This window comes from Paenibacillus sp. FSL E2-0178, from assembly GCF_038593005.1.
Classification (GTDB): domain Bacteria; phylum Bacillota; class Bacilli; order Paenibacillales; family Paenibacillaceae; genus Paenibacillus_AQ; species Paenibacillus_AQ phytohabitans.
Window position 1 is genome coordinate 1,235,053 of record NZ_CP151953.1, and the last position, 17,700, is coordinate 1,252,752.

Sequence of the window (17,700 nt, forward strand, 5' to 3'; positions counted from 1 at the left end):
TCGTTATAAATACATCATACAGCGGAGCGTACCAAGTTCCAAATTCACATGACTCCCGCAACGGCCGAATCCATTCTTAAACAGGCCGGTTAGAAGCCGGGCGGCCGGAGATGCGGTTCCGTTAGTGCGGCAGAACCCTCAGCTCACCGTACACAGCCAGACCATATGGACAGAATCCGGACCCCAATAATCCTTAACTATCACATAGGGTTCTCCGAATTTCCGCTGCCACCTGGTTTGTGCACGTCTGTAGCCGCTGTCCAGGCAGAACTGAGTGATGCCCTGCTTCCTTAGAAACACCATCAGTTCCTCAATCAAAGCCGACCCAATCCCTTGCCCCTGATATTCAGGCAAAACATACAGACTGCCCAGCTCGCCTACAGCATCCAGCTGATTTCCGGTACAGACCCTGATGTCCTCTCCGCATGGAGCATAAGAAATGGTGCCGACAACCCTACCGTCAATTCTCGCGACCCAGAACCAGGTGTCTGAATTCGGCGGATTCAAGGAAGCAGCTGCCATTCGTATCTTGGATTCGCTCTCCTGCTGGATGTCCCCCTGCAGGTGACCCAGTCCTTCGCTTTCAAACGCATCCGTAATCGCAAGCTTATAAAGATCCGATACCGGAGAAATATCATCCTCCGTGAGCGGATTGATATTTAACGGACCCACCTTTGTTATTCTACCCATTCCACATTCGCACCCAGCGAACGCAGATGATCGAAGTATTGCGGGTACGACTTCGCGACATGATGGGCATCCTTGATCCGCAGCGGCTGACGGGCTCTGAGACCCACTACAGTAAGCGCCATAATTACGCGGTGATCATAATGCGCGTTAATGGTTACACCGCCTTCAACACCTTCAGGCGTGCCATGGACAATGATCTCATCTCGGCGCTCTTCCACCTTTGCACCGGCACGTGTCAGCTCGGCCAGGTAGTCGGTAATGCGGTCGCATTCCTTATAACGCAAATTCTCCACGTTGTAGAAGCGCGAGGTTCCTTCAGCGAATACGGCAGCGGCCACCATGGCCAGCACAGCATCCGTAGCGGCATCACCATCGAATTCCACCGCCTTCAGAATACCGTTGCCCTGCACATGCACGGTACCATTCTCATGCGTGAGCGGCACTTCCATCATCCGCAGCACATCCACAATCGCCCGTTCCCCCTGCTTGCTCTTCTCAGCCAGACGGTGAATCGTCACATCCGACTTCGTCACTGCTGCGGCAGCCAGTACGGCTGCCGAACCCGGGTAATCCCCCTGAACCGTGTAGGACTTGGCCGCATAAGCCTGCCTACCCGGCACCTTAAAGGACATGTAATCGTCAGCAGCATGTACAGTAATGCCGGCCTGCTCCATGACTTCAAGTGTCTGTCCGATGACCACTTTGGATTTCAGATCATCCAGTACGATAATTTCACTATCTTCCTCTAACAGCGGCGTGAGGAACAACAGCGCACTAAGATACTGTGAGCTTACAGCACCGGATACGGTAATCCGTCCGCCCTGCGGTTTGCCGCCGCGAATAGTGATCGGCAGCCTTCCGTTATTATGCTCCACCTCTACACCTAGCTGGCCCAACGCCTGAATCAGGTCATCATGCGGGCGTTTGCCGAGCGAATCCGGATACGTATTCACGAAAGTGACCTCCGGGCTGAGCGCGGCAACCGCCATCAGGAAGCGCAGCACGGCACCGGCATTCCCGACATTCAGTTCCTTGACATCACGCGGGTGACGTCCGAACCCCTGAACTACAATCTTCTCCTCATCTTCGGTCAGTACAGCCCCGAGATCGGCGATACATCTGCGGATGGCATCGCTGTCCTCGCTGTGCGCAGGATGATAAATCGTGCTGACACCTTCCGACAGGGCAGCTACCAGCAGGTAGCGTGTTGTGTAATTTTTGGATGACAGAGCTCCGAATTCCCCTTGCAGCGTCGGCGTTGGCCTAACAATAACGTCCATAATCTAAGCGCTCCTTAAAGTAATATAGTTTCTGTATGTACGGCCCCGTTTGACAGGGTAATCCGCAGTTGTGTTATCATTGATACATTCTATTAGGACAGAAAAGAGGGTACAACCATGAATGAAATCCCACAGATTACACCGCAGGAACTGCGTGAGCGAATCGCTTCAGGCGAAGAGCTTGTTCTGATCGACGTCCGCGAAGATGATGAGGTTGCCTTCGGCATGATTCCCGGTGCGCAGCATATCCCGATGGGCCTCATCCCGCAGCAGACTGAAGAGCTTCCGGCTGATACCGAGATCATCTTCATTTGCCGTTCCGGTAACCGCAGCCAGCGTGTCTGCGAATATCTGCAGCAATTCGGCATTAAGGGCTCGAATCTGAGCGGCGGCATGATTGAATGGAATGAAACCGAACAAGCCTAGTCTATATCACGAACGCAAACACACTTAAAAGCTCAAGCGCGGTAATGCATTAAAATATATTGTGAGACTTCGGCCACATTCAGCTCCGTTGTATCGACCGTGCAGTGCGCGAAACGGTAAGCTTCCCTGCGCTGCTCCATAATAGCGCGGACCCGTTCTGCGGCATTGCCGGCGAGCAGCGGCCGGTTCTCATCCCCGCTGACACGGGCGATAATCGCTTCCTCAGTGGCTGTAAGTGCCACAACAAGCCCCTGCTCAAGCATAACCTCAGCATTACCGGGTGCAAGCACTGCGCCTCCGCCTGTAGAGATAATTCTGCGTTCACCCTGCAGCATCCGCTTCAGTACGGCCGATTCTATCTTCCGGAAGGCCTCTTCGCCGCCTGCGGCAAAAATCTCCGCAATACTCCGGCCTTCACTCTCCGTAATCACTGCATCCAGATCAACCAGTTCATATCCAAGCTCCTCAGCCAGCATAGCGCCTACCGTTGACTTCCCCGTAGCCATCATTCCGACGAGTATAATATTTCTGTTCTCTGTGATATCCCGTATATTCTGCTGCTCTTCCTGATCCCCAGCCATAACTACCTCCAACCGCGACATTTGTCATATCATAACACAGGGTGAAAAGTTTGCACAATGCAGCAGAGGTGCAAAAAAGCCCGAAAGCTCTCCGCAGGAAGCGAAAAGCATTTCGGGCTCTCTATAGCCTAAGCTGGGCGGTTACTGTTACTCAGCCAGCCAGTTGTGGTGGAACACGCCTTCTTTGTCCACGCGCTTGAAGGTGTGGGCGCCGAAATAATCGCGTTGTGCCTGCAGCAGGTTCGCTGGAAGACGTTCTGTACGGTAGCTGTCATAGTAAGCAAGCGCACTGGAGAAGCCGGGAACCGGAATACCCAGAGTTACGGCCGAGGCAATAACTTTGCGCCATGCGGATTGGTAGTTATCCATAACATCCTTGAAGAACGGATCAAGCAGCAGGTTCTTCAGGTCTGCATTATTGGCATAGGCATCCGTGATGTTCTGCAGGAACCGGGAGCGGATAATGCAGCCGCCGCGCCAGATCTTGGCCAGTTCACCATATTTCAGATCCCAGCCGTATTCATCAGAAGCTACACGCAGCTGTGCGAAGCCTTGTGCATACGATACGATTTTGCTGGCGAACAATGCTTTACGCACGTTCTCGATGAATTCAGCCTTGTCACCATCGAAGGCTACAGCAGCAGGACCGCTCAGCACTTTGCTGGCTTCAACGCGTTCTTCCTTCATTGCAGACAGGAAGCGGGAGAATACGGATTCGGTGATCATGGACAGTGGCACGCCGAGATCCAGCGAGCTTTGGCTTGTCCATTTGCCGGTACCCTTTTGTCCGGCAGCGTCAAGGATGACGTCAACCATTGGTTTGCCGGTTTCTTCGTCATACTGCGCGAAGATATCCTTTGTGATTTCGATCAGGTAGCTGTCCAGCTCGCCGCTGTTCCACTCTGCGAAGGTGTTGTGCAGTTCCTTGGCATCCAGGCCCAGCACATCTTTCAGCAAATGGTACGCTTCGCCGATCAGCTGCATGTCGCCGTACTCAATGCCGTTATGCACCATTTTTACATAGTGCCCGGCACCGTCCGGTCCGATATATGTACAGCAAGGCTCTCCGTCCACTTTGGCAGAAATAGCCGTAAGAATAGGTTCAACCAGCTTATACGCGCTTTCTTGACCGCCAGGCATAATGGAAGGACCTTTCAGTGCGCCTTCTTCGCCGCCGGATACGCCAGTACCTACGAAACGGAAGCCTTTGTCCTCAAGATATTTGCTGCGGCGAACGGTGTCAGGGAAATAAGCGTTACCGCCATCAATAATAATATCGCCTTGATCCAAGAACGGCAGCAGCTGCTCAATGGTAGCATCGGTTGCTTTGCCCGCCTGAACCATAATCAGGATTTTGCGCGGCACTTCCAGGGATTGTACAAACTCCTCAACTGAGAAAGTACCTACCAGGTTCTTGCCTGCTGCTTCTGCGACCAGATCATGTGTCTTCTCCGGGGAACGGTTAAACACGGATACGCTAAAGCCTTTGCTCTCGATGTTAAGAGCCAAATTTTTGCCCATTACCGCCAAGCCAATGACGCCGATTTGTTGTTTTGACATCTGGTTCTCCACCCTTTGCACCCTGTATTTTTTGTGAAATCCATTTCTCGCAGTATAAGAATACCACCCTTTGTCAGAGACAGCAAAGTTCCGCCTGCGAAAGAGAGATCAATTTCATTGACAAAGTCCTAAGAATCAGGGAAATTGCTCACAATGACTATTTTAACGGTTTTGAGCGCAGAAGTGAACCCCTGCACGCAACTTGCATTACAAAGTTCAAGGCACCCCATAGCGGGATGCCTTGAACAGAAGATAATCAATTCAATTTCACCATTCAAGCGCGGCAAGCTCCCTGGTCAGAATGTTCAGCCTGGCGGTGCAAGCCTCCACTCCGGCAGAATCCTTATTGCGCATGGCTTCACTCAGCCGGTCCAGCTGCTCATCAACCTCCAGCCGGCGGTCACGGATCCGCTCCTCGCCTTCAATAGAGTAGAACAGCTTCGTCAGTTCCTGGTCGGATAGCAGCGGACCCTTCTGGTACAGGACACGTTGCTGATATCCGGAAATCTCCACCAGGCGGATCACTTCGCCGAATAGAATATTCTCAATAATAATCTGGCGGTCGCGGAAACGTTTGACTACAGCATGGCCGCGCATATCACCAATCAGCTTCTCCATCCATTCAGCCAGGCGCGCATCACGGATCATATAATCTCCCACCAGCTTGAAGCCATCCTTAATCCGCTGGAAGCGCAGCTTCACAAGCTTGCGTCCGGTGCGCACCGAAATAAGAAAAACATTCTCATTCTCACTCCAGTAAAGGGAATAGCCTTCCTTTATCAGATCCTTAATCAAGTCCTGGATATGTTGTCTGTCAAACCGGAGCTCCAGATTGCAGTACTCCACTTCGTCATTTTTGTTCACGGCACTCCCCCCTAACTGCTTGGTTACAGCATAGCCAGTTTCATGGCCTAACTTAAGAAGTAGAACTGACTGCCGGACCTCCACATACGCACCATCATTTTGCATTCGTCTTACACTTATTTTATACTTCATTTTATGTAGCGGTAACTTGGTTTATTGACTATTTTTACCCGCTTTGCGCCTTTTCCAAACGCCAGACCCTACTTTTGACGTCATTCCCTGATCAATTGGCAAAACAAACTCTATAAAAGCCGCAGGCAGCCAGGTTTACCGGTCTGTCTGCGGCTTTAGTGTTTCCTCTAATACTTTAATAAAAACAGCACTTAATGCGCTCTGCCTTGCTTCAGCTTCGTCCGGTGGACAATCAGCAGATGCAGGCCGAAGAGCAGGATCATTACACCTGCACTGGCCAGAAAAGGCGCACTATGGCTGACGGAATCCCATAGCTTGCCGGACAACACGGGACCTGCGACCATTCCTGAGCCCTGCAGCGTCAGGAACAGGCCCCAGACCGTCCCACGCTCACCCTTGGGAACCTGCTTGGCCAGGAAGGCATTCCATGCCGGCAGAATAAGCGCATAGCTTATTCCGACCATCGCCACGGCAACGAAGGCCAGCGGTAGCCAGCGGACCTGCGAGAAGAATGCCAGGGAACAGGCTGCCAGCAGGAAGCCGATGTTGAGGAAGACCGATGTCCCGATCTTATCAACCAGCTTGCCCGCCGGAATCAGCGCCAGCACGGTGATGCCTCCCCCGGCAATCAGCAGCAGGCTGAACTGGTTAGGCGTCACATGCAGCTCGGAGCGGGCGAACAAAGTGACCACCGGGGTCATGAGCCCGATGGCAAAAGCCTGCAGGAACAGCGCCGGGAAGAGCAGCCGGCTTACCTTCAGGGAAGTTCTGACCTGATGCCAAGTCCGCTTCAGGCTCTGCAGCGGCCGCAGCGGCGTACGTGGCGCACCCGCTCCATCAGCATTCATCTCACGGACTACATGAGGCGCATGGCCGCCAATTCTAGAAGGCAGCAGCAGCGCTACAGCCACTACAGCAGCTGCGAAGCCCATCAGCACCAGAAAGACCGTACGGTAGCTCTGTCCGCCATGGTCCATCATGAAATTGACGATGATCGGGCCGATCCCGGTGCCGGCCAGCGACGCCATCTCCACAGCGCCCATCGCCGCCCCGCTGCTGCCGCTTTCCGTAGAACCGGCAAGTTCAGTAATCCCTGTCATAGTACAAGGCCATAACGGCGAAGTCCCGATGCCCAGGACTAGACAGGCAATAGACAATGTGGTTGCATCTTTGGCATAGATGATCAGCCCGACAGCCACCAGAATCAGCAGCAGTGCACCTGTCATCGTCCAGCGGTAGCCTATCCGCTCCATCACCCAGCCGAACGGGCTGCGGAACAGATTATCTCCCAGATACTGCAGGGCAAAGGCGAAGCCGACCACCGTCACCGACAGGCCCAGAATATTCTCCATGTAGACTGGCAGCAGGGCTACCAGCAGCGATCCTTTTACGAATTCGACCAGAAAAATAATGACCCACATCTCCACAATGAACGGTGAGGCCAAATTGATATGCATACGCTGCGCTACTTTGCCAGACATTTCATCACATCCTAGTATTATGTTGATTGATTTGTTATACTGATGCTTGCTTGAAAAAAACTAATCTTCGCGAAAGGTTGTGACAGCATTAAATGGATCAACATGTAACTCCCCTCTTCACAGCTCTCAAAAAGCATGCCGCCGGAAACCCAGTTCAATTTCATATTCCGGGACATAAGAAGGGGCTAGGGACCGATGCCGAATTCCGTGAGTTTATCGGCGATAACGCTCTATCCATAGATTTGATCAATATTGCACCGCTTGATGATCTTCATCAGCCCACCGGGGTTATTCTTGAAGCTCAGAAGCTGGCTGCAGAGGCCTTCGGCGCCGATTACACGTATTTCAGTGTACAAGGCACGAGCAATGCCATCATGACTATGATCCTCTCTGTCTGCTCAGAAGGAGATAAAATTATTGTGCCGCGCAATATTCACAAATCCGTGATGTCGGCCATTATTTTCTCCGGAGCCAAGCCTATTTTCGTCTCTCCTGTACAGGATGAGAATCTTGGGATAGACCACGGCATAACCACAAGCTCGCTCGAACGGGCTTTGAGGCGCCATCCGGATGCCAAAGGTGTCCTCGTTATCAATCCGACGTATTTTGGCGTGTGCGCCGACCTGCGTTCGATTGTCGACCTGGCCCACAGTTACGGGGTTCCCGTACTTGTGGACGAGGCACATGGAGTATTGATTCATTTTCATGAGGAGTTACCGGTATCGGCCATGCAGGCCGGTGCGGATATGGCAGCAACCAGCGTGCATAAACTGGGCGGCTCCATGACGCAGAGCTCGGTACTGAATCTCAATGCCAAGACAGGTCTTGTTAACCCTCAGCGGGTACAAACCATTCTCAGCATGCTGACCACAACTTCAACTTCATATATTCTGCTTGCTTCTCTGGATACCTCCAGACGCAATCTGGCGCTAAACGGGCATGAGATGGCCTCAAGAACCATCGCCTTATCCAACTATGCCCGGGACACTATTAACAGCATTGAAGGCTTGTACAGCTTCGGTAAAGAAATTCTCGGTACAGAGGCAACCTTTAATCTCGACCCGACTAAGCTTAACATTCACGTCCGCCATCTGGGCATTACCGGATACGAAACCGAGAACTGGCTGCGTCAGAAGTATAACATCGAAGTAGAACTCAGCGACATGTATAATATTCTTTGCCTGATTACCCCTGGAGATACCCAGGAATCGGTAGATAAGTTGTTAGCCGCTCTGCGCGTGCTCTCAGCGATCCATTACAGCAAAGGTGAGATCTATGAGATGAAGGTGCAGGTGCCGAATATTCCGCAGCTGGCCCTGATTCCGAGAGATGCCTTCTACGCCGATACACAGCTGGTTCCCTTCCGGGAGTCTGCAGGCTACATTATTGCAGAATTCATCTATGTTTATCCGCCGGGCATCCCGATTCTTCTCCCTGGTGAAGTTATTACCCAAGATAACATTGACTATATCATCGACCATGTGGAAATCGGCCTGCCGGTCAAAGGCCCTGAGGACCGCAGCATCACCAACATCAAAGTAATTGTAGAGGCTGAGCCGATTTCTTAATCGGCTCAGGCCCTGCAGCAATACAAAACCCCGATACTGTAACAGTATCGGGGTTTTGTATTAGGCGATGCTGTCTTGTCCAAGACAGCAAGCCTAAGTACTTGATTCACTGAAATCTATTCTTGCTGGGCCAGCAGCTCGTTGTAAGCTTCTTCAACAGCTTTCCATTCAGCTTCATCTTCAATGTTGTAGAGTACCATTTCTTCGTCTTCTTCTTCCATACGCAGAATGATGCCGTCTGCTTCAGGGTTTTCGCGCTCGAGCAGCAGTGCGTATAACTTCTCGCCTACGTCAAACGTTTCTACCAGCACCATCTCTACATCTTCGCCCTGCTCGTTCGTCAAGGTCAGCACAAACTCCTCGTGCTCATGGTCGTGATCATGTCCGCAACCGCATGCTTCACCATGTTCATGGCCATGCTCATGTTTGTGATCGCTCATTGAAATACCTCACTTTAAATTGAATTATCCTACATTTGGTATCGTAACACGTAAGATAAGTTCAGGTCAATTTGCAGACCCCGGTTAATTCTTGGCCGAAGCCGTAACTACCTTTTCTGACACAAGAACGTAATCTCCGCTCTTGGATGACTTGATGAAGAACCCAACACTGTATTTGCCGGATTCTTTGAAATCATAGGTGAATTCCGGGGTGGAAAACCAGAAGTCCTCATTCTTCGAGCCGCCGGCATCCTCCAGAATATCCTTCACATTCCCTGACGGATCGGTGATTGCCACCTTCACAGCTGAGACGCTGTCCTTCAGGCTGTCAACCTGGGTAAGGATCTTCATCTTCAGCTTGCCTGTGTTTACATTGCCGAAAACCGTATCGCCCTTGAACAGCACAATATGCACATTAGGCTTGAGGATCGTCACTTTGCCTGAACCGTCCCAGCTGACGACACCTCCCGCTTCTCTCGCAGGGATATAGGCCTTGCCGTCAATCAAATAGCCCCCATCGGCTATTTCCTTTCCATTGCTCCACACTTTGATTTTCTGGTTTACAGCGTCAGCGAACAAATATGAGCTTCCCATCATGGAAAACACAACCACGCATAGAGCAATTTTTCTCCATCTCATTGTAGAGCCCCTCCAAATAATTCATGCTGTTAATGTATACTACCAACCCTTCTACAAGTTGCGCAGAATTCAGGGAATTATTTCTTTTTGCAGTAGAAAAGAAAAACACACCATTATGCAACCGGTTTCGGCGTGCAATCTAAGAAATACCGAGGAGATATGCCCACTCCACAACACAAAAAAGCCGGACATTAGCATCAAAATAGACGCTTGTCCGGCCGTTTCATCGTTTCATCCTGTTATCTATGCCTGGTTAAAATTGCGGAAGCTGATCCAGATTGTTGGTAGGATCCCCATCTGCATCGCCGCGAATATACATTTCGCCGTCTTTCCCTTTGAATGCGTTGACTCCGGCAATACTCCCGGACTGAACCTCCTGAAGTGCCTGCTGATAATCCAGCACACGGCCGGAAGAGGTCTGGAACTTGGTCAGATCACCATCACCGTTTCTTTGAGCTGCAATAAAGCGTTCACGTTCGTTGTTCATCACTTAGGATCTTCTCCTTCGCGCCTAGGATTAGCCATCAATCTGGCTCACAGATAGCTTGTCCATAGAATCGAAAGAGTATGTACCCGGGCTGATTACAGCGTTTTCTGCATTCTCACGTGAAGAATACCGGCATCATAGAAGGGCTCCGGGGAAATTACTTCATAGCCCAGTTTGCTGTAAAAGGCTTCTGCATGACACTGGGCGTCGAGAATGGAGGCTACCAGGCCTAGTTCACGGGCATGCCCCTCCATAGCGAGCAGCAAAATCCGTCCGAAACCCTTGGACCGGTAATGCTCGTGAACAGCAATCCGCTGCATTTTAGCGGTCTGTGCCTTGTAATAAATCAGTCTTCCGGTAGCTGCCGGCTCCCCGTTCTCCTTAAGCAGGAAATGATGCGCATTGTCACCGATCACATCATATTCATCAATCTCCTCTTCGGCCGGTACCTTCTGTTCCTCCACAAATACCTTATTGCGGATCGCAAGCGCCATCTGGAGCTGCTCCTCTGTAGTGACATGTACGATTTCCACTGCCATTCTCCTCTAGCCCCTCTCTGTAGGTCCAATCAACATTGAGCCATTATACAGAATTTTTAATATCCTGTATAGAGCCTCAGGTCTTCAGGGATAGGGAAGACGGATAAGCCGCGTCCTCCGGACTATTGAATGGAATACACCTCTTCCGGAATCGAACGGTCGTACACATCCTGCATAACCGGTGATATTAGACCATCCGGTGTATCCAGTCTGCCATCCAGCCCGCTCATCTTATGAACCCCCGTATATCCGGGAGCCTCACCGCCAGCCGCACATCCGGCCGTCCCCAGCATCACACACACTCCAATGATCCCGCACCACACGAATGACTTGCGCATAGTTGTACCCCCCCTGTTCTTCTTAATTCTATACAGCTTTGACGAATCAGGGGCTTCATAAACGAATCCTTACAGATTTACATTGCCAACGATATGCACAAGGTACATCATGACGCCGAGAAAGCCTGCGAGTACAAAATAAGCAATACCATATCTCCAGCGTGACGCGGCCGGCACATCATAATATTTATCATTATCAAACACTGTAAAACTGACCTCACACTGCATCTTCAGCTGCAGCTTAGTATCTACATACAGCTGGTCGAGCTGCACGATCCGGACTTTGCTGATAATAGACTGTACTGGCATAGTCGTTGTACCGTAGTAGTCCAGATTGTCCCAGCGGACACCAAGATATTGCTGGCGGTTCAAATCACTGTAGGTGGTAAAAGGCAGTTCCCTTTTGTGCTCAGGTCCGGGAATCAGATACCCTTGATCCTGCAAATCTTCAATCGGTATCAGGAAGCTCTTCAATACGGCATGCATCTGATTCTTCGTGCGCCGGCTGATATATTTCTTGTACATGTCATAGGCAAATAACAGCCAGATAATACCGAACAGAATAGATTTCAGATAGATGATCACTGCCAGACCTCCAACCAGACCCACCAGCCATAACCACCGGGTAACCGCAGTGGCAATTCTTCCCCCATCCAGCGGATGAATCGGCAGCAGGTTGATCAGGTTAATAAAAAATCCGACATAAGCCAGTGAATACAGCAGCGGGCTGTGATAATAATAAGCTGCCCCGAATACTGCGGCCGCGCCAATGCTCCCCAGAATGGGGCCTCCAAAAGCAACGTAGGCTTCCTCTCTGGCATCCAGCGGTTGTTTTTTCATCGTAATGAGTGCTCCCATAAAAGGAACAAACAGCGGTGCGCTCACCGGCAGTCCGATCCGTTTGGCTGCTATAACATGGCCGATCTCATGAACGAATAATAAGGCAACGAAGCCCACTGCAAATTGCCATGGTGAGATCAGTGCATAGGCCCAGATGGATACCGCCATAGAAATTAACGGACCCGCTATCTTCCCCAGCTTAAGCAGAGACAGAATAGTTTTGCCCTTCAGCAGCAGCAGGACCCCTACGCTACCAAGCCACCCCATTATGCCTGAGCTTTTCTTTTCCTGCTTTTTTTCCGGCAAAAGTCTCATTCTCCTTTATCTCTATATCCGGTGTTGACATAAGCCATCACCTGCATATATGATATCCAGTAATTAGCATAACCACAATAGCTATGAAGAGAAAGAGTACCTTGGCAATTCTTTCACAGAGAGCTCCGGCCGCTGAAAAGGAGCAAAGAAAACCCACGGGAATATGGTCTCAGAGCTGCGCATCGAAGCCCGCATAACGGGAAGTAGGCTGCGCCGGAACCCGCATCCGTTACCATGCTAGGGTATACCCGCAAGCTTATGCGGACGTACCTGAAGAGGTGGATGCCGCAAGGCATTGATGAATTTGGGTGGTAACACGTGAGCACAGGCTCTCGTCCCTTTGGGGATGAGGGTCTTTTTTGTGCGCTTAGAAACCTAAACATGTTCTCAGAAACGGGTTTTGCCCGAAGCCGTTTCAAGGAAACATCTGTCAACAAAACTTATAGGAGGACAATGACATGACAAACATTTTTATCGGAGGGGCTTGGCCGTATGCCAATGGTTCCCTGCATCTGGGCAGGCTTGCAAGTCTTCTGCCGGGAGATATCCTGGCCCGCTATCACCGTGCCAATGGAGACGCTGTACTCTATGTCTCCGGCAGTGACTGCCACGGCACTCCAGTTGCTGTACAGGCAGCGCAGGAAGGTGTATCCCCTGGTGAATTCGCCAGCAGATATCATCAGGAATTCACAGATTGCTTCCGCACACTAGGATTCACCTATGACTTATACACCCGGACCGATCAGGAGCATCACCACAGTGTGGTGCAGGAGCTGTTCCTTAAGCTGCTGGATAACGGCCATCTGTACCAGAAGTCAACGCTCCAATGCTACTGTGAGCAGGATCAGCGCTACTTGCCGGACCGCTATGTAGAGGGAATCTGCCCGGTCTGCGGACAGCAGGCCCGGGGTGACCAATGTGATTACTGTTCTACGATACTCGACCCGGTTGACCTGCTGGAGCGTACCTGCAAAATCTGCGGAACCCCGCCGGTGCTGCGTTCCACCCTGCATTATTATTTGTCACTATCCAGCTTCCAAAGCGCACTCTCGGAATACGTAGATTCTGCGCAAGGCTGGAGAGACAATGCTGTGCGTTTAACCCGCAGATATCTGCTGGAAGGACTGCAGGACCGCGCTGCAACGCGGGATCTGGACTGGGGGGTGGATGTTCCCGTCGATGGCTTCACGGACAAAAAAATCTATGTGTGGATCGAAGCCGTGAGCGGCTATCTGTCCGCCAGCAAGCAGTGGGCTGCCGGGACCGGCAACGGCTGGGAGGATTTCTGGCTGGAATCCACTGAGGACAAGGACGCCGGGAGCCCTCCCATTACCGCCTATTATGTGCACGGCAAGGATAATGTACCTTTTCACAGCCTGATCTGGCCGGCTCTGCTGCTGGGTGCTGGAGACCTTCATCTGCCGGACCGCATCTTCTCCTGTGAATACATGACTCTCGAAGGGGAGAAATTCTCCACAAGCCGTAACTGGGCCGTCTGGGTGCCGGATATTCTCAGCCGCTACAATCCGGATTCCATCCGGTATTTCCTGACAGCGAACGGCCCCGAGAAACGGGATGCCGACTTCTCCTGGAGAGAATTCATCTACTGCCATAACAGCGAGCTGCTGGGTGCCTTCGGTAATTTCGTCAACCGCAGTCTGGTATTCGTGAATAAGTTCTGGAATGGCGAGGTGCCTGAGGGTACACTGGATGCCGCATGGGCCAGCAGCATTAATACTCTGTACAGCGAGACCGGGAGACTTATTGAGGGGGGCAGCTTCAAAGAAGCGCTCGAGCATGTCTTCACCCATATCCGCCAGGCTAACAAATATTTCGATCAGCAGCAGCCGTGGCTGCAGATTAAGAATGACCCCGCCGCCTGTGCCAGCACGCTGTATACCTGTGTACAGAACATCGCTAATCTGTCCAACCTGCTGAACCCGTTCATTCCGTTCTCCTGCGGCAAGATCAGGGAGTTTCTGTCCCTTGAACAGCCTGTCTGGCAGCCGGTAGCCGTTCAGGCGCATCAGCGGGTGCAGGGGCTGGAATTATTGTTCGAACGGATTGATGTGGCGCGGATTGAGGAGGAAACCGAGCGGCTTAAGAGCTTGCAGCGCTGAGGCGGAAAACTTCATCATCTCCTCGTCAGCTGGCTGATGAGGCGGACTGAGATTCCTCTATTCCTGCAAATCAGGCAGATTCGCCGGTCAAGCGGACTGAGAATCTCTTATATGCCCCGCCGCCCCTCATTTTGGGGCAGAATGAACAAAATAACGGAATCTCAGTCCGCTTCACTTTTGCGATGAACACTTGCTCCAGTACACCTGCCACCTGTCACCTGTCGCCTGTCACCTGTCACCTGCTACCTTTTACTTGTTACCTATTTCCGTTTTCGCAAGAATCCGAACACTGGTGATGTGCCGGTGCAACTCATAAAAGCGTCCTTATCCGCAGACCGCTTACAAAACAAGCGGTGCAGATAAGAACGTTATTGCATTTCAATGCGTAGCTGATGCTGCTGCTGCAACTCTCAACTATTCAGCCCTTAATGGCCGGGAAAGCGCCCTCCGGCTGCAACACCCTGCGGGGAGATCCGCTCGATCCGGGCCAGATCATCCGCTGACAACACTACCTGCAACGCACCGAGATTCTCTTGCACCCGATCCAGCCGCTTTGTTCCCGGGATCGGCACAATTTGCTCACCCTGCGCAAGCAGCCAGGCCAGTGCAAGCTGCGAAGGAGCACAGTCCTTCTCGGCTGCCATCTGCCCGATCAGCGAGACCACTTCGAGATTCCTGGCGAAATTCGCTCCCTGGAACCGCGGGTAGCTACGGCGGTAATCGTCCGGCGGCAGGTCGTCAAAGCTTTTAATCTGACCGGTCAGAAATCCGCGGCCCAGCGGACTATAAGGAACGAATCCGATGCCCAGTTCTTTGACCAGCCGCAGTATTTCATCCTCTACCTCCCGGCTCCAGAGCGAATATTCTGTCTGCAGTGCCGTAATGGGATGTACCGCATGTGCACGGCGTATCAGCTCAGGCGAAGCTTCCGATAAGCCAATGTAGCGGATTTTCCCTTCCTTGACCAGTTCAGCCAGCGTGCCTATAGTCTCCTCGATTGGTGTGTTCGGATCAGGACGGTGCTGATAATACAGATCAATATAATCCATACCGAGATGGTATAGGCTGGAATCTACGGATTTTTTGATATAAGCCGGATCACCCTTGGGGCCCTGAGTATGCGTAATGCCAAATTTGGTCGCAATAACCGCTTTATCCCGTCTGCCCTTAAGCGCGCGGCCCACGAGCCTCTCATTGCTGCCAAAACGCTGCTGCGCGAAATCTCCATAGATATCTGCTGTGTCCAGCAGGGTTACTCCCAGGTCGAGTGCCCCATGGATCACTTTTACCGACTCTTCGTTCTCCGGCATCATCATTGTTCCTAGTCCCAGAGCCGATACTGTCAACCCTTCGTTTCCGAGTGTTCTTGTCTGCATTTGGTTGCCTCCCTCTTTTCCCGGTGAAAGATTCTTCGGATATGTCCCTATTCTAACCTTCCTGCCATGGAGCAGCCACAGTACGTTTATGCTAGTAAGATCATTACCAGGGAACAGAACAGCACAGCACAGAAATAGAAGCAGACCGGCCGTCCAGGTGACTCCATTCGATTCTCAGCTCTCTGCCACCACAGGTGTATAAATACAGATATGCAGACCTGGATGATCGGCCAGACTTGCAACGGAGTTGATGTCATAGGTCACAGACTGATTCGTGCTTAGACTTTGTATGACTACGCGATTTACTTTTTTGCCTTGAATGTTGTGCAGCTTCCACATCTCTGCGAAATCCATACTGTCCTCACAGAGCTTCACTACCATGTCTTTGTACCAGGGATCGTGCAGATGCATGTCATAATAGGTTCTGAACACAGCTACTGAATAGAGCGCGAACTCCTCCCAATTCAGCATCCGGCGGCGCAGCCCCTGATCGAGAAACAATAGACGGAGCATAATGCGCTCGGAAGCAGGCAGCTTCCCGAAATTGCTAAGAACTTCACCCGCCTTATCATTCCAGGCCAGAACCTCGGACCGCTCATTCGTAATAAAAGACGGATAAGACAGCTGGCTGATAATATCCCGCCACTGCGGATTCAGCCCGGGGCTCACCGTATTAATAGAAGGAACTGGATCCGGATTCCCTGGATTCCACAGCTCGAACAGATGCGTCCGCTCATCAGGCGTCAAGCGCAGGGCCTGGCTTAGACTCTCCATAATCTCTCGGGAAGCAGTAACTTCTCTGCCTTGCTCCAGCCACGTATAATAGGTGCTGCTGACACCCGCCAGGATCGCCACTTCCTCCCGCCGTAGTCCGGGTGTTCTGCGCTGGCTGTTCGTTTCCTTAAGCCCGGCAGCTTCAGGCTGCAGCCGGTCCCGGCGTGATTTCAGATACTCTCCAAGCCGCTTGAACTTCGAATTCTCATCGCTCATAAACTAACCTCTTCTCACAGCAATTGGTGTCCCTATTCTACCTTATTCTCTGCCGTTCACAAACTTACACGGAACTCGGACTTGAGAAGCTATAACATAATCTCTCGCAAAAAAAGCTGCAGAACACCCTTCGCGTCGCACCGCGATCAATAGAAATAACCCCACTTGCTTCTCCAAGCCGCTGTCGCGGTTAATTGGACGAAGCCTATGGGGCTTAACTAACTCGCACGTGTCTTTCTTTCTGCTGCTTGCCTATGTTTCCATTACTGCCTGGAAGCTTCAGCCTGACTAATCTCAACAGCCTGTGCAGCAATCTTCTGCAGCTCGGCTGCGATAGTCTCCACAGAGCCCTTCCACAGCTTGCGTCCTAATTCTTCGCTGGCATGAGTCGGATCGCCAATGACACCCGTTGCCGAGTACCTGGTGAAGTCGAGTCCGGGATCGTCCCAATCCGGTTCAGTACTGCCGGGATTCTCAATCAGCTCCTCACGGATGCACTCGGGATGTTTGTAGAGCCCCAGAGATGTGGTGAAGCTGTCGGCATGACCACCCGGAATATGCGGATTGGCATGTGTACACCAGACCTCATGGAACGGATGATGCGGAAGATGAACCCTGGCTTTTCCTGCATAATCCTGATTAAATTTCACAGCCACCTGGTTCAGCATATGTCCGCCGCAGCCGCGCATAATCACCAGCTGCTTGAAGCCCTGGTCAGCCAGTGAAACCAGAACCGCATAGATCACATCCTCATACACCTTCTGCGGGATGTCGATGTAGCCATAGCCGTAATTACGGTGCTCAGGAGTTGGACCAAATGGAATCGTCGGAATTACCAGCGACTTCACACCGTAGCTCAAATTTGCCATAGTTGCTGCTTCAATAGACAGCTCGGTAGCCAGCCAGATATCAAAATCCACCGTCGCATGCGGCCCCTGCTGCTCCGTGCAGCCGGTTGGAATAATAGCCATATAGCCTTCGGCTGCTTTTTGCTTAATCTCCAGAAAAGTTAATTTCCCATATTCTACGTTCAT

18 protein-coding genes and 1 other annotated feature are annotated in these 17,700 nt (G+C 51.6%); of the genes, 3 read left to right on the plus strand and 15 right to left on the minus strand.

What is annotated here, in order from left to right; genetic code table 11:
* Positions 1-138: 138 nt before the first annotated feature.
* Together MHI42_RS05525 and aroA are read right to left on the minus strand one after the other, a co-directional pair.
* A complete protein-coding gene (locus MHI42_RS05525; RefSeq protein ID WP_342423046.1) occupies positions 139-690 on the minus strand; it encodes a GNAT family N-acetyltransferase in 552 nt (183 codons plus the stop codon).
* Positions 678-1,970: a 3-phosphoshikimate 1-carboxyvinyltransferase gene (gene aroA / locus MHI42_RS05530; RefSeq protein WP_076245392.1), complete on the minus strand. Its 1,293-nt coding sequence runs from the start codon at positions 1,968-1,970 to the stop codon at positions 678-680. Before aroA ends, MHI42_RS05525 begins: the two co-directional genes overlap by 13 nt.
* A 117-nt stretch (positions 1,971-2,087) precedes the next feature.
* Between aroA and MHI42_RS05535 the strand changes: the two genes are divergently transcribed.
* The gene (locus MHI42_RS05535) at positions 2,088-2,396 is read left to right on the plus strand and encodes a rhodanese-like domain-containing protein (RefSeq protein ID WP_171716466.1); all 309 of its coding nucleotides are present in this window, start codon (positions 2,088-2,090) and stop codon (positions 2,394-2,396) included.
* 32 nt (positions 2,397-2,428) lie between these two features.
* Here the strand turns inward: MHI42_RS05535 and MHI42_RS05540 are convergent, their stop codons facing one another.
* The 4 genes from MHI42_RS05540 to MHI42_RS05555 form a co-directional block, all read right to left on the minus strand.
* A complete protein-coding gene (locus MHI42_RS05540; protein ID WP_171716467.1) occupies positions 2,429-2,977 on the minus strand; it encodes a shikimate kinase in 549 nt (182 codons plus the stop codon).
* A gap of 147 nt (positions 2,978-3,124) precedes the next feature.
* Entirely contained in the window at positions 3,125-4,537 is a 1,413-nt protein-coding gene (gene gndA, locus MHI42_RS05545) for an NADP-dependent phosphogluconate dehydrogenase (protein WP_039297916.1), read from the minus strand.
* A gap of 267 nt (positions 4,538-4,804) precedes the next feature.
* A complete protein-coding gene (locus tag MHI42_RS05550; protein WP_171716468.1) occupies positions 4,805-5,401 on the minus strand; it encodes a hypothetical protein in 597 nt (198 codons plus the stop codon).
* Positions 5,402-5,724: 323 nt separating this feature from the next.
* Positions 5,725-7,014, minus strand: a complete 1,290-nt coding sequence (locus tag MHI42_RS05555) for an MFS transporter (RefSeq protein WP_342423047.1) — start codon at positions 7,012-7,014, stop codon at positions 5,725-5,727.
* Between the two features lie 92 nt (positions 7,015-7,106).
* On the opposite strand from MHI42_RS05555, the gene MHI42_RS05560 reads away from it, so the two are divergent.
* Positions 7,107-8,582: an aminotransferase class I/II-fold pyridoxal phosphate-dependent enzyme gene (locus MHI42_RS05560; protein ID WP_171716470.1), complete on the plus strand. Its 1,476-nt coding sequence runs from the start codon at positions 7,107-7,109 to the stop codon at positions 8,580-8,582.
* A gap of 116 nt (positions 8,583-8,698) precedes the next feature.
* Here MHI42_RS05560 and MHI42_RS05565 read toward each other — a convergent pair whose 3' ends face one another.
* The 6 genes from MHI42_RS05565 to MHI42_RS05590 form a co-directional block, all read right to left on the minus strand.
* On the minus strand, positions 8,699-9,022 hold the full coding sequence (locus tag MHI42_RS05565; protein WP_019911532.1) for a DUF1292 domain-containing protein: 324 nt from the start codon (positions 9,020-9,022) through the stop codon (positions 8,699-8,701).
* A gap of 84 nt (positions 9,023-9,106) precedes the next feature.
* Positions 9,107-9,661 carry a hypothetical protein gene (locus MHI42_RS05570; RefSeq protein ID WP_039297906.1) on the minus strand — a complete coding sequence of 185 codons (555 nt, stop codon included), beginning with the start codon at positions 9,659-9,661 and terminating at the stop codon, positions 9,107-9,109.
* A 253-nt stretch (positions 9,662-9,914) separates the two neighbouring features.
* Positions 9,915-10,151, minus strand: a complete 237-nt coding sequence (locus MHI42_RS05575; RefSeq protein ID WP_039297904.1) for a DUF3892 domain-containing protein — start codon at positions 10,149-10,151, stop codon at positions 9,915-9,917.
* A gap of 92 nt (positions 10,152-10,243) precedes the next feature.
* A complete protein-coding gene (locus MHI42_RS05580; protein WP_342423048.1) occupies positions 10,244-10,687 on the minus strand; it encodes a GNAT family N-acetyltransferase in 444 nt (147 codons plus the stop codon).
* Between the two features lie 122 nt (positions 10,688-10,809).
* Positions 10,810-11,025 (minus strand): hypothetical protein, encoded by a 216-nt coding sequence (locus tag MHI42_RS05585; RefSeq protein WP_342423049.1) that lies wholly within the window; start codon positions 11,023-11,025, stop codon positions 10,810-10,812.
* 69 nt (positions 11,026-11,094) lie between these two features.
* Complete coding sequence (locus MHI42_RS05590; protein WP_342423050.1) at positions 11,095-12,132, minus strand: site-2 protease family protein; 1,038 nt, start codon at positions 12,130-12,132, stop codon at positions 11,095-11,097.
* A 122-nt stretch (positions 12,133-12,254) separates the two neighbouring features.
* Positions 12,255-12,523, plus strand: a binding site (T-box leader).
* Between the two features lie 115 nt (positions 12,524-12,638).
* Here MHI42_RS05590 and metG point away from each other — a divergent pair.
* Positions 12,639-14,300, plus strand: coding sequence for a methionine--tRNA ligase (gene metG, locus MHI42_RS05595; RefSeq protein WP_342423051.1), 1,662 nt, complete (start codon positions 12,639-12,641; stop codon positions 14,298-14,300).
* Between the two features lie 425 nt (positions 14,301-14,725).
* Here metG and MHI42_RS05600 read toward each other — a convergent pair whose 3' ends face one another.
* The 3 genes from MHI42_RS05600 to MHI42_RS05610 form a co-directional block, all read right to left on the minus strand.
* Positions 14,726-15,676: an aldo/keto reductase gene (locus MHI42_RS05600; RefSeq protein ID WP_342423052.1), complete on the minus strand. Its 951-nt coding sequence runs from the start codon at positions 15,674-15,676 to the stop codon at positions 14,726-14,728.
* Positions 15,677-15,850: 174 nt separating this feature from the next.
* On the minus strand, positions 15,851-16,666 hold the full coding sequence (locus MHI42_RS05605; protein ID WP_342423053.1) for a helix-turn-helix transcriptional regulator: 816 nt from the start codon (positions 16,664-16,666) through the stop codon (positions 15,851-15,853).
* Positions 16,667-16,929: 263 nt separating this feature from the next.
* The gene (locus tag MHI42_RS05610) at positions 16,930-17,700 is read right to left on the minus strand and encodes a creatininase family protein (RefSeq protein WP_342423054.1); all 771 of its coding nucleotides are present in this window, start codon (positions 17,698-17,700) and stop codon (positions 16,930-16,932) included.

Bases quoted from the DNA above. Each gene is read 5' to 3' on its own strand.
- MHI42_RS05540 (WP_171716467.1), bottom strand. From the start codon at position 2,977: ATGGCTGGGGATCAGGAAGAGCAGCAGAATATACGGGATATCACAGAG.
- MHI42_RS05570 (WP_039297906.1), bottom strand. From the start codon at position 9,661: ATGAGATGGAGAAAAATTGCTCTATGCGTGGTTGTGTTTTCCATGATG.
- MHI42_RS05525 (WP_342423046.1), bottom strand. From the start codon at position 690: ATGGGTAGAATAACAAAGGTGGGTCCGTTAAATATCAATCCGCTCACG.
- MHI42_RS05555 (WP_342423047.1), bottom strand. From the start codon at position 7,014: ATGTCTGGCAAAGTAGCGCAGCGTATGCATATCAATTTGGCCTCACCG.
- gndA (WP_039297916.1), bottom strand. From the start codon at position 4,537: ATGTCAAAACAACAAATCGGCGTCATTGGCTTGGCGGTAATGGGCAAA.
- metG (WP_342423051.1), top strand. From the start codon at position 12,639: ATGACAAACATTTTTATCGGAGGGGCTTGGCCGTATGCCAATGGTTCC.
- MHI42_RS05610 (WP_342423054.1), bottom strand. From the start codon at position 17,700: ATGAACGTAGAATATGGGAAATTAACTTTTCTGGAGATTAAGCAAAAA.
- MHI42_RS05600 (WP_342423052.1), bottom strand. From the start codon at position 15,676: ATGCAGACAAGAACACTCGGAAACGAAGGGTTGACAGTATCGGCTCTG.
- MHI42_RS05535 (WP_171716466.1), top strand. From the start codon at position 2,088: ATGAATGAAATCCCACAGATTACACCGCAGGAACTGCGTGAGCGAATC.
- MHI42_RS05560 (WP_171716470.1), top strand. From the start codon at position 7,107: ATGGATCAACATGTAACTCCCCTCTTCACAGCTCTCAAAAAGCATGCC.
- MHI42_RS05580 (WP_342423048.1), bottom strand. From the start codon at position 10,687: ATGGCAGTGGAAATCGTACATGTCACTACAGAGGAGCAGCTCCAGATG.
- MHI42_RS05565 (WP_019911532.1), bottom strand. From the start codon at position 9,022: ATGAGCGATCACAAACATGAGCATGGCCATGAACATGGTGAAGCATGC.
- MHI42_RS05585 (WP_342423049.1), bottom strand. From the start codon at position 11,025: ATGCGCAAGTCATTCGTGTGGTGCGGGATCATTGGAGTGTGTGTGATG.
- aroA (WP_076245392.1), bottom strand. From the start codon at position 1,970: ATGGACGTTATTGTTAGGCCAACGCCGACGCTGCAAGGGGAATTCGGA.
- MHI42_RS05590 (WP_342423050.1), bottom strand. From the start codon at position 12,132: ATGGGGTGGCTTGGTAGCGTAGGGGTCCTGCTGCTGCTGAAGGGCAAA.
- MHI42_RS05605 (WP_342423053.1), bottom strand. From the start codon at position 16,666: ATGAGCGATGAGAATTCGAAGTTCAAGCGGCTTGGAGAGTATCTGAAA.